Genomic DNA, 16,732 nt, shown 5'->3' with positions numbered 1-16,732 from the left:
AAAACCATCCCGAAGGATGGTTTGATAATGTTTAGTAATGTCTGACTACTATTATAGTGAAGCTTCAACTCTAAGATTAAAGCCTTGAGCACCAGCTTCATAAGATGAACTGTATGCGCTGTTAACAGTTGAAATGGTATATTGAACAGCTGTCGCACCTGTAATTGCCACTGGTGTAGCAAGAGTTGTTGCACCGTTAGCTGCAGTATTGTTACCTGATAGACTCCAAGCAAATGTTGTATAGCTTGCAGTTAACTCAGCTTCACCTGCTGTGATTTGGTTATCAGTGTTTTCGTCATTCCATACGATAGCTTCAAATACATCACCATATTTAGGAGCTGGGGCGCCTGCTGCTGCATAGTTCACAGTTTTATCGATTGTACCTGCATTAACTTTGAAGATACCAACTACAACAGAATCACCTGTAACTGGACCTGTACCGCCTGGTTTATCACCACCACCACCTTCAGTACCTGTACCGTTACCACCATCACCTGGATCGCCCGGATCAGTCACGTTTGTACCTGGCCCATTATTACTCCAGATATCTGCTACATAGATCCATAGACCTGTTGCTGGAGCACCATATTGAGTATTTTCTTGAATTTTGAAACCAATATCAGTTGCGCCAATCATTGCAGCAGGGATAGTAAAGTCAGCTTTACCTGATGCACTAACAGTTGTAGTAGTAGGAGCAGCAACCCATACAGTCGGAGCAGATGCTAATTTATAATACATTACAAGTGTTTTACCTGATTCACCAGCTGTACTTTCAGTATCGCCATCAGCGTCAGCAACAGTATAGCTAACAGTAATTACGTCACCAACTTTAACCTGGTCAGTAACAGCTGCGCCAGAACGAGTAAGTGCGATATTTACAGTATGGTCCGTACCTGCAGAACCTTTAAGAATTGGTGCGTTACCTACGATAGTTTGATTCGTTGTTGCATCAAGAGCGAAAGCTGAGCTTGCTGCATAACCAGCAAGAGCCATTGCTAATGCAACATTCTTAATAGTTAATTTTTTCATTTTATCTTCCTAATTTTTCAACATTATATGTTGTATTTATATAAATACACCATAGATTGGTGTTTTGTTTAGGTAGCAGCCATATTCTAACTACTACCTAAATTCTTTCTTAATTTACTTCTACGCGTAAATTAAACCCTTGGTCACCGGCACACGCTGCTGGCGTTACCGTTACACTATTGATACTTGTACCTACACTTGCCAGACTTGTTGGACGACCTTTTAAGGTATAAGTCTCATCAGTACCTGTCGCTACTTCAAAGAACGGAGCTGACGCAGGCATCGTTGTTGTTACTGGTGACGGACATGCTGCTACGTTATTACCCGCAAGTGACCATGTTACTGTCGGCGTTGGAATTAACGATGTACGTGCCGCATCATAGTAAGCTTTAATTTCATAAGTATTACCTACACGTAAACTACCCGCCGGAACACCTACAATACCAGAACCTGTATTATCAAACCCAAGTAGAGTTAAACCTGATGGATCCTGACGATATAATTCAATCGCCATCGCTGCACCAGAACCTGCAAAGTGAACAGTTTGTTTATTACTACCAGCAGAGTTACCACCACAAGGTGCTGCATCAAGTTTCACATCAATCGCACCAAATTCAACAGAAGTCGCGACATCAATTTTATATGAGTCAGTTGGTGTTGTTGTTGTAATTGATTTAACAATTAAACATTTTGGTGCTGATGTTGGACAAACATTCGTGCCATCATCATGTACAAACGTAATCTTACTACCGTCTGACACTACATTTGCACTCCATACTGCATTCATCATCGCAACATCAGCTGCTGTCGGAGCAGTTGTTGTGCCCGGGAATAAACTATAGAACGAAGCATCACTAAATTTAGTATTTGTTGCATCTACCAGCGTACCTTCAAGTGTCGCTACATGTGTACCGCTTGCCGGAATCGCTAAAGCAAGTGTTGTACCGCCAGAAGCTGGTGTGATGTTATCTAACTGGATACGACGATTTGTTTTAATCGCTAAATATACGGAGTTAGATGTTGCTTCATTTTTACTATCAGAAACTGTAACACTAAATGTATAACGACCCGCTGTTGATGTTGTTCCTGCTACAGGGTTACGCACACCCGTTGCGTTAACATAAGGAGGAATCGCTACAGACCAGTTGTTATAATCTGTTGTTGTTACTGCATTCCACAAATTAGGTGCTGGACACGCAACCGCTGCTGTTACACCTGGGACAATCGCCACACCACGGTTATAACAAAGGTCACCACCATCAGCCAATAACTGATTTAAATCCGCACCATTCCAGCGTAATGACTGAACATTACCTTTAGCATTACTTACCATAACGCCTACTGGGAATAAGGTACCTTCCATTTGTTCACCGATTGAAGCTAAGTCAACACTAAGTTTGTTAGCCTTATACTCAAGAACAATGAAGTTATTACGATCAACAAGGTCATAACGACTACCGCGTAATGAACGTGCTGCTGCAACCATATCAGGATCTAACTGATCTTTTAACGGCACACCGATACGGTAATTCATTGTAACATCTAACTTAGCATCAGTTTGGCTATCCTGACCTTGTTTATGTTCACCACGAATTGTAAACAATGGAACTGGCGTATAGTCCACACCAATTGTCACTGCATATGGATCTTTTTGCAGGTTATCTTTACCAAATAATGCAACCTCATCACCGAAGTATTGTTCAAACATTAATGAACCACCAAGGTGTGGGTAAGATGGTAAATAGCCCTGAAAACGAACGTCGAAACCTCTTGCCGCTCTTTCTAAATAGTTATCAAAGTCACGAGATACTTTCCAGTCTGATAATGGATAGTAATAGTTAATCGCTAACTTCATATAATCAGACCATGCTTCAAGACCTAAACCTAAACGGTTATGCGCACGTTGGAAATCATGATCTAAGAATACGTTATATCCAAGTAACCAGCTCTTATCAGCAACGTCCCAACGTTGACCAATACCGAAGTTACCAATACGACGATCGTTCTCATACTCCTGGAATGACATTTGAGAGAAAATTAAAGTATTTTCAGAGTCATACCAAGGGCTAAATAATTTTACAGAGACGTTGTTCAGACGACCTTCGTCACTCACATTAAAGCCAAGTTGTGCAGTACCAAAACGACCTAAGAAGTCTTGAGCAGCACCACGAATAGGATCGATAATTTGTGAATTCACCTGATTACGTACGTAATTTTCTGCATATTGTTGTGTATCGTTACGTAATTGGTCTTTCATCTTGTCAGATGACATATTTTCCCAGTCTTGTTGACCAATTGTGGTTAACGCCTGAGCAATATGTTTATCAATAATATCGCTATCGCTTTCTGTTGGTGTAACTGTTTCTGATGAACCTAATTTAGGTAAATCATATTTATCGTTTGCACTCAGAGTTGTTTGCTCTGGCGGTAATAATGGAGATGAAGCAGGTAGAACAATACTTTCACCAGCCTTTACCACATCGATATTATCGTATGTACCTTTATTTAATTCACGAAGCTCGGTGACTGAAATGCCACTAAGCAACGCAATTTGGTACAAACTACGCTGTTGTGAGTTAATGTATAACCTAACTTTTTCAGCTGCATCTTCTTCTGTTGTAGCTGCTTTAGTAGTAGGGATTACGCTTGGTTTAGCGTAAGCTACCGAACTACTTAATGCAACGACAATAAACGATGCAATTATTGACAAATTAAGACTCTTGGTCATCTTAATTACTTCCTTCTTCCATTCCTGAAGCTGTTATCAGCTTTCTCAAATTTTGCTTAACTAACAGTGCGCTAATTAAACCCTGCTGCACTATTCTTATCGTAAATAAATATTTCTTTACAAAACTGGTCGCAAATATACATGATTTAAGTCAAAAAAACAATTATTTTTCTTAACTAAATATAATGTTTTGTTTTTTATCAAAAAATTTATAACTGTAAAATATACTGTTAAGTTACCATCAAATTCTTCTTGGTTTTAACTAACATATCTTTACAAAACTTTTCGAATGAACACATAGTAATCTAATTCTCTAGGTTGATCAAATGTTTTTTTATAAAAATTTAATATAAATCAATTTTTTATCTACTTGTCCATTTTCGATAAAGGCTTGATTCAATATGAAATTGATCGAGAATACGACCAAGAGTCTGATTAATCATGTCATTAATTGATTTTGGTGTGTGATAAAAGGCAGGAACAGCAGGCATGATAATCGCACCAATCTCTGCTGCAGCGGTCATTAAACGTAGATGACCTAAATGTAAAGGAGTTTCACGTACACTTAAGATCAGTGGTCTGCGTTCTTTAAGCGTGACATCAGCGGCTCTGATTAATAAGTTATCGCTATAACTATTAGCGATCCCTGATAAGGTTTTCATTGAACATGGAAGAACAATCATACCATAGACGGGAAATGAGCCCGAAGAAATCGAAGCTGCAATATCATTAATATCATAAACAACATCTGCCTGAGCATGAATATAGTCGAGCGTATAGTCTGTTTCCAGCTCAATCGTTCGTTTAGCTGAGTTACTAATGACTAAATGTGTTTCAATATTATCGAGTTGTTTAAGTATCTCCAACAGACGAATAGCAAACAGAACACCACTGGCTCCCGATATTCCAACAATAATTCGTTTTTTTGCATTAGTGTCTGTGGTACTCATACTCTATTGTCCTTCATTATAGATTTCTAAATTTTCAGCTTCTCTTTGTGCCTGACGCGTTTTCTTTTTGTCGTTACGTCTGGCATCTAAATCATCCAGATACTGTTGAGTGATATCATTAGTCACATAGATGCCATCAAAAACTGAACAATCAAAATGTTCAATATTTGGATTACTCATTTTCACTGCGGTAATTAAATCATCTAAATCCTGAAAAATCAGTGCATCTGCACCAATCTTTTTAGCGATTTCATCAACATTACGATCATATGCAATCAATTCATTGACACTTGGCATATCAATACCATAAACATTTGGATGACGCACTTCTGGTGCGGCTGATGCTAAATAAACTTTTTTAGCACCAACAGAGCGTACCATTTCCAGAATCTCTTCAGAAGTCGTTCCACGCACAATTGAGTCGTCAATTAATAGTACATTTTTACCTTCAAACTCAATACGATTAGCATTCAGTTTACGGCGTACTGACTGACGTCTAGCCACTTGTCCTGGCATAATAAAGGTCCGACCAATATAACGGTTTTTTACAAATCCTTGTCGATAAGGTTTATTTAAAATTCGGGCTATTTCAAGCGCTGCATCACAGGATGTTTCAGGAATCGGGATCACTACATCAATATCCAGGTGTGCCCACTCTCTGGCAATCTTACGCCCGAGCATTTGCCCCATATGGATACGGGATTGATAAACAGATACCCCATTCATAAGTGAATCAGGACGAGCAAAATAGACATATTCAAAAATACACGGTGAATATTTTGGATACTCTGCACACTGGCGGGTAAATAGCTGGCCATCTTCAGTGATGTAAACAGCCTCACCCGGCGCAATATCACGCATAAATTCAAAATCTAAAATATCTAACGCTACACTTTCGGAGGCAACAATATACTCAAACTGATTATCTGCAAGCGCACGACGACCAAGAACTAAAGGACGAATTCCGTTTGGATCACGAAACGCCACCAGACCATGCCCGATAATCATAGACACACAAGCATAAGCACCTTTAATAATTTTGTGTACGGCACTCACCGCAGTAAAAATATTATCCGCAGTGAGTGGGTAATCAGGAAACTTATCCAATTCACTGGCTAAAATATTTAACAATACTTCTGAATCAGAGGTGGTATTTACATGGCGCTTAGCTGATTTAAAGATAGCTTCACGTAAATCATCAGTGTTAGTAAGATTACCATTATGCGCCAGAGTAATACCATAAGGAGAGTTAACATAAAATGGCTGAGCTTCTGACACACTCGGACTACCTGCTGTTGGGTAACGAACATGGCCGATACCCATATTCCCTTGCAGACGCTGCATATGATGTTCTAAAAATACATCTTTGACTAAGCCATTTGATTTTCTGAGCTTAAAATGGTTTTCTTCATCAATTGTGACAATACCGGCTGCATCCTGCCCACGATGTTGTAAAACAGTTAAGGCATCATAAATTGCCTGATTAACAGAACTACGTCCTACTATCCCAACAACACCGCACATAGGTTCACCTCAAATGATTTAAGCTGGCAATAAGAAAGAAGATGTACTTTGTAAATAGTCAAAGAACCAGCGCACAATATAATGGAAATGTGGAATTAAAACTGACTCTTCCCAGTCACTATTCTTTGATAATGGTGTAAACGTATCCACAAAAAACAGAATAGCCGCGACGATAAGCACACCACGCAACACACCAAAACACACACCAAGAACCCGATCAGTACCAGAGAGTCCTGTACGATGAACAAGTTCACCAATAATATAGTTAACAATTGCACCAACAAGCAATGTCGCGATAAATAAAATGCCAATCGCCACCGCATTACGGACAAACTCATCCTGAAAATAAGTTAAATAATCAGTAATATAGAAATAGAACTTACTCGCAACAAAAAATGCACATATCCAGGTTATGAGAGATAGGGCTTCTTTAACAAAGCCGCGAATAATGCTCACAATCGCAGAAAATACAATCACCCCAATAATGGCATAATCAATCCAGTTCATCATATCTGTCTATTCCTATTTAGAAACAATAAATCCATTTAATTTAGTTAAATTCTTTAAATCTAAGGAAACAAGCTCAGCCTGCTCTTTAGATGGATAAGGTCCGACCAGTAAGCGAATAATCTGATCTTGTTTTGGTACAGCAGGATCAGTGTATACATCATAATTATGCAGACGTAACATCGCGACCAATTCTTCTATCTTTTGGCGGTTTTTTAATGCAGCAAGCTGAATACTATAACCCTTGTCATTAGTTGCCGTTGGAGTAATCGCTGTACTTGTTGTAGTTCCTGATGTTGTAGCTGATGCAGCCGACGAACCAGAATTTGGTATCTGTACTGTCGTCGATTCTACCGTCACACGGTTAATGATATCCTGAATATCATCAGACTGATTATCTGTTGTGGTATCTGTACCTACAATTTCATCTGGTAAGATAGAAATCTGAGTATCATCAACGATGATATCACCCGGTAATTCGGTATTAACCAGCGGGATAGTTGATTCATTAAATTCTTTTTTATTTTTAATAATATAAGGATAGAAAATTATCGCCAGCAGGATAACTGTAATTAATCCAATTAATTGATTACGCGTTTTATTCTTCATGATTTAAATGACTCATTACGTCAGCAACAGTATGAAACGACCCACAAACGACTACAATATCATCATCCTGTGCTTCTTGCATAGCACATTGCCACGCATCAACAACAGAAGAGAAAGCCTGTAAATCAGCCTTTTTGTCTGCTAAATATTTTGTTAGCTGCTCTGCAGACGCTCCTCTTGGTCCGTAAAGTGAAGCACAATACCATTTATCTGCCTGTAAGTGACTCAGCGTGGAAGCGATATCTTTATCCTTCAACATACCAATCACCATTCTTACTTTTCCAACAGAATGGTTTTTACACATCTTATCTAATTGAGAATTTAAATAAATCGCGGCATGCGGATTATGTGCCACATCCAAAATAAGCCATGGTTTTTGCTGAATAATCTGAAAACGTCCCGGCAATCTGGCATTACGTAATCCGGCATCAATTGCTTCTCTTGGTACAGTGAGACTTGAATAACTTAAAGCAGCCAGTGCTGTTGCTGCATTCATCACTGGAACAGTAGGAACAGGAAGATGCTGATATTGCTGCTTAGGTGCTGTAAAACTCCAGCTACTCTCTGACTCTAACTGGTAACTCCAGACGCCTGCCGAATTTGGTTTACATGGATAAAGCAGAGCTCCTAGCTGCTTTGCATAATTAGCAATAGACATTGGCATATCTGGCTCACCAACAACAGCCGGACAACCTGCACGGAAAATGCCGGCCTTTTCCCGGCCAATACTTTCCCGGTTATCGCCAAGCCAGTCAGTATGATCAAGCGCGATGGAAGTAACAACAGCCACATCAGAATCCACGATATTAGTTGCATCTAAACGGCCGCCTAAACCAACTTCTAAAATAGCCACATCAACATTTGCTTGTTTAAATAATAACAGTGCCGATAAAGTACTAAATTCGAAATAGGTCAAAGATGTATCGCCACGGGCTTTTTCAATCTCAGCAAATGTTTTTACATGCTCAGCTTCAGCAACCTCTTTATTTTGTATCCGTACACGCTCAGTATAACGAATCAAATGCGGAGAACTATATACACCAACTTTATAACCTGCAGCCATTAAGATCATTTCAAGCGTGTGGCACGTTGTCCCTTTCCCATTCGTTCCAGCGACGGTAAACACATAAGGGGCAGGTTTATTAATGCTGAGTCGGTCTGCAACCAATTTTGCCCGGGTTAGCCCAAGTTCAATTGTTTGAGTATGGATATGCTCTAAATAACAAAGCCATGTTGAGAGTGTCGACATGGCATTTGGTTTAATTATTTCATCTACTGACATAGTGTTCTAACATTTAGCCGTCAAGAGATTCGCTCTCTGCTGCAGTCTCTTCCATAAATGGATCAGGTAAATTCATGAGTTTTGCGAGAATAGCTGCAATACGTGGTCTTAACTCTTTACGATGCACAATCATATCGATAGCACCTTTCTCAAGTAAGAATTCACTACTTTGGAAGCCTTCAGGTAGCTTCTCTCTAACTGTTTGTTCAATAACGCGCGGACCAGCAAAACCGATCAGTGCTTTAGGCTCTGCAATATTTAAATCACCTAGCGTTGCTAAACTTGCTGATACGCCACCCAGTGTCGGGTCCGTCATAACAGAAATATACGGCAAGCCTGCATCTTGCATTTTAGCCAGTACCGCACTAGTTTTAGCCATTTGCATTAGAGAGAATAACGCTTCTTGCATACGCGCTCCACCACTGGCAGAGAAACAAATTAATGCACGTTTTTCTTCAATTGCTTTTTCTGCTGCACGCGCAAACATCGCACCAACAACCGATCCCATTGAACCACCTATAAAGGAGAATTCAAATGCAACAGCAATCACAGGAATATTATGTAGTGTACCTTGCATCGCAATCATCGCGTCTTTTTCACGCGTCTCTTTCTGCGCTGCGGTTAAGCGATCTTTATATTTTTTAGCATCTTTAAATTTTAAGATATCTTTTGGTTCTAAATCCGTGCCCAGTTCAACTTCTGAACCGTCATCAAGGAAACGGTATAAACGAACTCGGGCAGGAATACGCATATGATGGTCACATTTTGGACATACATCTAAATTACGCTCAAGTTCCGCCTGATAAATAACTTGTCCACAGCCGTCACACTTAGTCCAGACACCACCCGGGATGTTGGCTTTATGATCAGCAGAAATGGTATTTTTATTTAAAATTTTCTCAATCCAGCTCATTGTTAACCTTTTATCGCCTCTATTGACTTGCGCTATTGTATATTATTTTCCATGAATACTTAACTATTTGTTCTTTTCTTTCAGGCCATTTCTCAATTAATTTAATAACAATTTGATTAATAAATGATTTTTATCAAATCATGCCATATCCTGAATGAATAATGGTCCTAAAACACAATCAGGTAAAGCAAATTTTTCCGGATAATCCACCTTAACCAGATAAAGTCCTTCTGCTTTTGCAGTAGCTGCCGCCAGTGTTCTATCTTTAGCCGCCAGTAACTCAGCAATCCATGACTCAGGCTTATTACCATAGCCAACTTCAAGCAGACTGCCGACAATATTACGTACCATATGATGTACAAAAGCGTTTGCCTTAATATCGACCACAACATACTGATTTTGTCTGGTTACCTTAATATGGTGAATATTGCGCCATGGCGTTTTAGACTGACACTGAGAAGCCCGAAAAGAGGTAAAATCATTTTCCCCCAGCAAATACTGTGCAGCCTGATGCATTTTTTGTTCATCTAAGGGATGATAATAATGTGACATCCCCTGACTTAAAATAGCTGGGCGATATTTCTGATTACAAATAACATAACGATAACGTCTTGCCGTAGCGCTAAATCTGGCATGAAAGTCATCGCTGACTTCTGTGCTCCAGCGCACAGCCACACTATCAGGTAAATTAGCATTTACACCCAAAGTCCAGGCTACGTCAGCCCGGGGAGCATTTGTTTCAAAATGAACCACCTGACCAGTTGCATGTACTCCCGCATCTGTTCTGCCCGCACAAAAGACCTCTATAGGCTCATTCGCCACCTGACTCAAGGCTTTTTCAAGCGCAGCCTGTACTGAAACTACTTCCTGCTGTCTTTGCCAGCCAAAAAAACGGCTACCGTCGTACTCAATTCCCAGTGCAATCTTCACAAAAACACTCTATAGATATTCATTAATCAATAATTCAGCAGCTTCAATTGCCATTAACGCCCCTAAATAACGAATATTATCAGAGACAGTCCAAAGCTGTAGTTGCTCCGGCACTCCGTAGCTATAGCGAACATCACCAATTTTAAGTGTTAATGAAGAGTCCAGCTCTGTCACAGGTGTTGGATAATCATCTTTCTCAGCCAGCATAATTGAGTAATTATCAGGAATCCGTTGTTCCAGATCATCAATCATAATTGGGTAGGTTGTCATAATACGTACGGTTTGTGCTAAACCATAAAATACCGGAACATTCACTGAGTCAACAGAGACTGGCAACTGATAATCACCAAGAACACGACGACATTGATCAACAATATCCTGTTCACTAATAAAATAAGCCGGTTGTTCAAAAGCAGGCAGTAAATTAAATGCCAGCTGTTTAGTAAACAGATCATTTTCAACCGCCAGGCCATTTAATAGCCTCGCACTTTGTCCTGCCAGCTCATCAACGCCGGCTTTACCATAAAATGAAGCTGGGATTAAATTACTGACTGATAGCTGAGTAATTTCATGTGGCTGAGCCACTGCAAACACCGCACGTAGTAACTGCGTTACAATCCCGCTGGCGATCGAGATAATATTGTGATTACGGTAATCACTCAGTACATCATTATTAATATAAGGTACAACCAGCGGAATATTTGGGTTATCCGCAAAATGGCTACTGGAATCTATTACCAGACAACCAGAACTTGCTGCCTGCTCCGCGTACTGAGATGAAAGCTCATTACCACCAACAAAAAACGCCAGATTAGCCGATGACCAGTCAAAATCAGATATTGATTCAATCGTCAGATTTTTACCATTAAACCGAACAAATTCCCCTTCTCCTTCATCACTATCTAATAAAAATAGTTGTTCAACAGGAAATCCTCTTTCCTGCAGGAGTTCAACCATCGCTTCACCAACCAGAGTTGATGCTCCAACAATTGCGATATTCCAAGATGCCATAAACAGTTACCATAAATAAACAATATGGCAAAAATTATAACATGAGTTCAACAATTATTGGGCTGGGATTGCCCAATAATTTCATTCCGGCGAATAACAAGAATAATTACAATGTCATAATTGCTCGGTTTTTATCTAAAATAGACTGCCCAATCCCGGAAACCTCTTTAAGCTGTTCAATAGTAGTAAATGCGCCATACTTTTCACGATATTCAACAATACGGCGCGCTTTACTAAGTCCTACACCATTTAATTTTGCTGCCAGCTCTTCTGCTGATGCGTTATTAATGCTGATTTGCTGGACTTGTTCCTGTTGCTGTGATGGATTTGTAGTATTTGCCAGTGCAGTAGAAGTCACTGCCAAACCGGAAATAAACAATGAACAAAATAGTAGTGATGCCTGAATAACTTTCATAAAAACAATCCTTAAGTAAATGCTGAATTAGCACGCTCAATTTGCCAGATTGTCTTAAAGATAATGTGAATAAATCCCCAAAATAAGAAAGGCCACCAAAGTGACCTTTCTAAATTTCAAATAACGAGATAATCTTTCGAGATATATCACATATTTGCGTTTGGCATAATTTCAATTTTTGCTTTTGAACGCAAATCGTTAGATAAGAAGTAAATGGTATCCTGCATACGCTGTGAAAGTAGTTTCTCAGACATTGCAGATGACTCTTCCGTTATTTCCGGAGTTTCAACTTTAGTCATCGCAGCAATTGTTGCTACATTATCTTTAGAAATTGCAGCACCATATACGCTATTGCCTGTTGCAGAAGGAACAAGTGTAAAGATCATATTCACGACGTCTTTATCTAAAGAATCAGAACTACGATTAACACTGAAACGTTGTCCAAAGCTCACATTTAGTTTATTTGTACCATTCTGTAAATTAGCCACTAACTCTTTAACTGCGGTAGCAAATCGCTCTTTAGCCGTACTGTCTTTTAGTTGAGCAATGATTGACTCTTTCACACTATCAAACGCTTCAAATCCTTCCGGCTCGTAAGCAGTCACCTGAATAACATAAGTACTTGCTACCTGATCAACATAAATAATATCAGACAGACTACCTGTTGGTTTACCCTCATCAATCATACTGCTATCAAATAATACATCACGAACTTCCGGGAAACGTGCCAGAGAGAATCTCTCATTACGGGTATTCCAGTCAGAATCAAGCAGAGGTAAACCAGTTGTCTGAGCTAATGCTTCAATAGATTCCGGATTATTAGCCAGTGCTTCAACTAATTTAGCATTATTAGCTGTAAAGACTTGTTCTGCCTTCTCTGCAATTAATTGTTTCGTGATATCCGCTTTCACGTGGGCAAACGGCTGAGCTTCCGGCTTTTTAATATCATCTAAACGAACAATTGCAGCACTACCATCATCTTCCTGAACTGGTTTAGAATATTCACCTTTCTTAGTTAAGTTAGCACTCACTAAAATAGAGGGTAAATTTCCATCGACAGTAAACCAGCCAAGTGAACCATTATGCGCACCATAAACTGAGCTGCCCGCTGTTTCTTTAGCTAACTCATCAAAATTTTTACCTTGCTGTAGAGCTGCGTAAACATCATTCGCTGTTTCAATATCTGCAGTATAAATGATGCTAAATGCACGTTGCTCCGGTGCAGTGTAAGTTGTTTTATTTGCTTCATAATATGCTTTAGCGTCTGCTTCAGTTACCATTGATTCAGCAGCGAAATCAATATCCGGACGGAAGTTAGCAATAAATTTGATTTTTGCTCTCTCCGGATGCTTGAACAGATCCTGATTGGTATTGTAATAATTTAGTGCGTCTTCTTCTGTGATTTCAACATCATCCAAATTTACGATATCTGGTGTAACGGTTGCTATATAACCTGAACGAACCTGATTATCCAGTAAGGCAATATTTTCATCAACAGGCAAAGTGAAGTCACTGGTAACCAGCGCATTCATCACTTGTTTTTGCTGGATTTCAGTTCTTAGTGCATTACCATAAATTTCAGGCGTATATCCGTTAGCCGCTAACACTTCTAAATAAACACGATTACTGAAACGACCATTTTCAAAGAATACTGTTTGCTGACGAATCGCATCTTTTACCTGATCATTACTGATCTTAGCATCGACTTCATTTGAGAACTGATAAGCCAGATAGTTATCAATTTGTTGTCCAAGTACACCACGACGAATATCTCTTTCAAAAGAGGAAGAGTTACCCGTTAAATTTAGTGATGCCGCACGATCAACGGCTGCCCGAGCCTGATTCTCAAATGCCTGACGGCTGATGCCTTCACCATTCACTTTAGCAATGTACATGTTGGCATCATTTTCGCTTGAATCAAAGCTAAAAATACCGCCCACTCCAGCAAAAATAAAAGACAAAATAATTACCGCAAAAATAATCTTCACAACAAGATGATTTGCTGCTACGCGAATTTTTTCCATCATAGGTCGCGATTCTCCACACAATAAACTTTATCGACGATAAACGGATTACAAAAATAATGGGCAAAAGTATAGCACATCTATAAAGATGTGCTATTGAGAAATGAAAGCCTGAATGATTAATTTATTGAATCAGCGATAGAAACCCGACTCTTAATCTTTTTCACTGCACGTTTTACTGGTGCTTTTGCTTTATGTAACTCGTCCAGCGTAATCGTTTCCATACCAAATGGATTGTTTTGCAGTGCAATGGTTAGCACTTCATCAATCCATTTAACCGGATGGATTTTAAGCTCGGCTTTTACATTATCCGGGATCTCTTCCAAATCTTTTTTATTATCATTTGGAATAATCACCGTTTTAATGCCACCACGATGAGCAGCCAGTAATTTTTCTTTCAGCCCACCAATTGGCAGAACTTCACCGCGCAGAGTAATCTCACCAGTCATCGCTACATCAGCTCTGACAGGATTACCGGTTAAGGCAGAGATTAATGAGGTACACATTGCAATACCTGCACTTGGGCCATCTTTTGGTGTCGCGCCATCTGGTACGTGCACATGTAAATCACGTTTTTCATAGAAATCAGGATTAATACCTAATTTTTCTGCACGTGAACGTACAACAGTTAACGCAGTCTGAATCGACTCCTGCATCACGTCACCAAGCGATCCGGTATAAGTTAATTTCCCTTTACCCGGAATACTTACAGCTTCAATGGTCAGTAAGTCACCACCTACTTCTGTCCAGGCCAAACCGATCACCTGACCGATACGATTTTCGTTATCTGTTTTACCATAATCAAAGCGCTGTACACCAAGGAACTCTTTTAAGTTATCCTTAGTGACTTTTACTTTTTTCAGACGGCTGTTAAGTGATAGCTGTTTCACTACTTTACGGCAAATTTTAGCAATCTCACGTTCAAGGCTACGCACACCCGCTTCACGAGTATAGTAACGAATGATACCGATTAAAGCGCTATCATCGATAACGATCTCATTTGGTTTCAAGCCACTGTTTTCAACTTGTTTGCCTACTAAATGTTGCTTAGCAATATTGAGTTTTTCATCTTCGGTATAACCTGACAGACGAATCACTTCCATACGGTCAAGCAGCGGTGCAGGAATATTCATTGAGTTCGCTGTCGCGACAAACATTACATCTGACAGATCATAATCCACTTCTAAATAGTGATCGTTAAATGTGTTATTTTGTTCCGGATCAAGCACTTCAAGTAAAGCTGATGACGGATCACCACGCATATCTGATGACATCTTATCGATCTCATCCAGTAAGAATAACGGGTTTTTTACACCAACTTTTGCCATACGTTGAATCAATTTACCCGGCATAGAACCGATGTAAGTACGACGGTGACCACGGATCTCTGCTTCATCACGCACACCACCCAGCGCCATACGCACATACTCACGACCCGTAGCCCGCGCAATAGACTGACCAAGTGACGTTTTACCCACACCAGGAGGTCCTACTAAACAAAGGATAGGCCCTTTTATCTTATTCACACGACCTTGAACTGCTAAATACTCTAAAATACGATCTTTCACACGATCAAGACCATAGTGATCAGCATTTAACACTTGCTCAGCAGCCGCTAAATCTTTTTTCACTTTGCTCTTCTTATGCCATGGCACCTGAAGCATCCAGTCAATATATCCACGCACAACCGTCGCCTCAGCAGACATTGCCGGCATCATCTTAAGTTTATTAAGTTCAGCCAGTGTCTTCTCTTTAGCTTCTTTTGGCATTTTGGCCTGATTGATCTTAGTTTGCAGCTCTTCATATTCATCAGGTTTATTATCAATATCACCTAACTCTTTATGGATCGCTTTAATCTGTTCGTTGAGATAATACTCTTTCTGCGCTTTTTCCATCTGTTGTTTCACACGCTGACGAATATTCTTTTCAACTTGCAATAGATCAATTTCTGATTCCATCATCGACATCAGAAGTTCAAAACGCTCCATTAAATCAGCACAAGCCAGTAATTGCTGTTTTTGCTCTACTTTTAAATAAAGGGTTGCAGCAATGGCATCAGCCAGTTGTGCCGGATCTTTAATCAGACGAATTGAATCAATAACGTCCTGAGCGATCTTTTTATTTAACTTGGCATACTCTTCAAAATTAGTCGTTACCACACGCACCATCGCTTCATTATCATGCAGCAGTGCTGATTCAGGGTAACGATCAATTTTAGCCACCGCATAACCTACTTCATCCTGTTCAACCAGATCGATAAGTTTTGCGCGACTCACACCTTCAACCAGAACTTTAATCGTTCCGTCAGGTAGTTTCAGTAATTGTAAAATATTTGCGATTGTCCCTACCGCATATAAATCGTCCAGTGCTGGCTCATCTTTCGTTGCGTCACGTTGAGTGACTAAAAAGACTTGTTTATCCATTTCCATAGCACTTTCTAAACAACGGATCGATTTTTCTCTACCAACAAATAGTGGAATCACCATATGTGGGAAAACCACCACATCACGCAGTGGCAGTATTGGCATTGTTGTCATCTGTTTCGTTCGTTTAATACTCATAAATTTCTCTCTAATACGAAGTAACGCTATGTTAGATATATAAGGCCAATAACAAATTAATCAAGTTTAAGATACTATATATATTAGTTAATATTCACCTATTACAGTGATACTTACCAGATATACAAAACCAGATAATTGATTTCTTTTAGGTTAAATATTTTATCTGCTTTTTAGTGGTTTTTGCAAATAAATCAAATAATTAAATAAAAATTTATTTTGTAATGCTTTGATTTATTTACAGAAAAT

At 39.4% G+C, this 16,732-nt stretch carries 12 protein-coding genes and 1 pseudogene; all 13 read right to left on the bottom strand.

All coding sequences use genetic code 11. The features are described from left to right. Positions 1 to 51 precede the first annotated feature (51 nt). A complete protein-coding gene (locus IPMB12_RS02440; RefSeq protein WP_166914619.1) occupies positions 52 to 1,029 on the bottom strand; it encodes a hypothetical protein in 978 nt (325 codons plus the stop codon). 109 nt (positions 1,030 to 1,138) lie between these two features. After that, entirely contained in the window at positions 1,139 to 3,757 is a 2,619-nt protein-coding gene (locus tag IPMB12_RS02435) for an inverse autotransporter beta domain-containing protein (RefSeq protein ID WP_166914617.1), read from the bottom strand. Between the two features lie 362 nt (positions 3,758 to 4,119). Further along, positions 4,120 to 4,707, bottom strand: a complete 588-nt coding sequence (locus IPMB12_RS02430) for a UbiX family flavin prenyltransferase (RefSeq protein ID WP_166914614.1) — start codon at positions 4,705 to 4,707, stop codon at positions 4,120 to 4,122. A 3-nt stretch (positions 4,708 to 4,710) separates the two neighbouring features. Then, positions 4,711 to 6,231, bottom strand: a complete 1,521-nt coding sequence (gene purF / locus IPMB12_RS02425; protein ID WP_166914612.1) for an amidophosphoribosyltransferase — start codon at positions 6,229 to 6,231, stop codon at positions 4,711 to 4,713. Between the two features lie 18 nt (positions 6,232 to 6,249). Continuing rightward, a complete protein-coding gene (gene cvpA / locus IPMB12_RS02420; protein ID WP_166917663.1) occupies positions 6,250 to 6,738 on the bottom strand; it encodes a colicin V production protein in 489 nt (162 codons plus the stop codon). 15 nt (positions 6,739 to 6,753) lie between these two features. Next, positions 6,754 to 7,347, bottom strand: a complete 594-nt coding sequence (locus IPMB12_RS02415; RefSeq protein ID WP_166914610.1) for an SPOR domain-containing protein — start codon at positions 7,345 to 7,347, stop codon at positions 6,754 to 6,756. Beyond that, positions 7,337 to 8,629, bottom strand: a complete 1,293-nt coding sequence (gene folC, locus IPMB12_RS02410; RefSeq protein ID WP_166914608.1) for a bifunctional tetrahydrofolate synthase/dihydrofolate synthase — start codon at positions 8,627 to 8,629, stop codon at positions 7,337 to 7,339. The genes IPMB12_RS02415 and folC overlap by 11 nt, the downstream gene beginning before the upstream one ends. 13 nt (positions 8,630 to 8,642) lie before the next feature. Beyond that, the gene (accD, locus tag IPMB12_RS02405) at positions 8,643 to 9,542 is read right to left on the bottom strand and encodes an acetyl-CoA carboxylase, carboxyltransferase subunit beta (protein WP_166914600.1); all 900 of its coding nucleotides are present in this window, start codon (positions 9,540 to 9,542) and stop codon (positions 8,643 to 8,645) included. Positions 9,543 to 9,680: 138 nt separating this feature from the next. After that, on the bottom strand, positions 9,681 to 10,472 hold the full coding sequence (gene truA / locus IPMB12_RS02400) for a tRNA pseudouridine(38-40) synthase TruA (RefSeq protein WP_166914598.1): 792 nt from the start codon (positions 10,470 to 10,472) through the stop codon (positions 9,681 to 9,683). A 9-nt stretch (positions 10,473 to 10,481) separates the two neighbouring features. Further along, the gene (locus IPMB12_RS02395; RefSeq protein ID WP_166914596.1) at positions 10,482 to 11,483 is read right to left on the bottom strand and encodes an aspartate-semialdehyde dehydrogenase; all 1,002 of its coding nucleotides are present in this window, start codon (positions 11,481 to 11,483) and stop codon (positions 10,482 to 10,484) included. Positions 11,484 to 11,589: 106 nt separating this feature from the next. Next, a complete protein-coding gene (locus IPMB12_RS02390; RefSeq protein WP_166914593.1) occupies positions 11,590 to 11,898 on the bottom strand; it encodes a ComEA family DNA-binding protein in 309 nt (102 codons plus the stop codon). 146 nt (positions 11,899 to 12,044) lie between these two features. Next, on the bottom strand, positions 12,045 to 13,925 hold the full coding sequence (locus tag IPMB12_RS02385) for a SurA N-terminal domain-containing protein (protein ID WP_166914591.1): 1,881 nt from the start codon (positions 13,923 to 13,925) through the stop codon (positions 12,045 to 12,047). A gap of 206 nt (positions 13,926 to 14,131) precedes the next feature. After that, positions 14,132 to 16,459: pseudogene (lon, locus tag IPMB12_RS02380) on the bottom strand (endopeptidase La); the annotation flags it as partial. Between the last annotated feature and the right edge of the window lie 273 nt (positions 16,460 to 16,732).

It is taken from the genome of Zophobihabitans entericus (assembly GCF_011745665.1).
Classification (GTDB): domain Bacteria; phylum Pseudomonadota; class Gammaproteobacteria; order Enterobacterales; family Orbaceae; genus Zophobihabitans; species Zophobihabitans entericus.
Note: the sequence above shows the minus strand (reverse complement) of the source record. Positions and strands in the feature narration are given on the sequence as shown.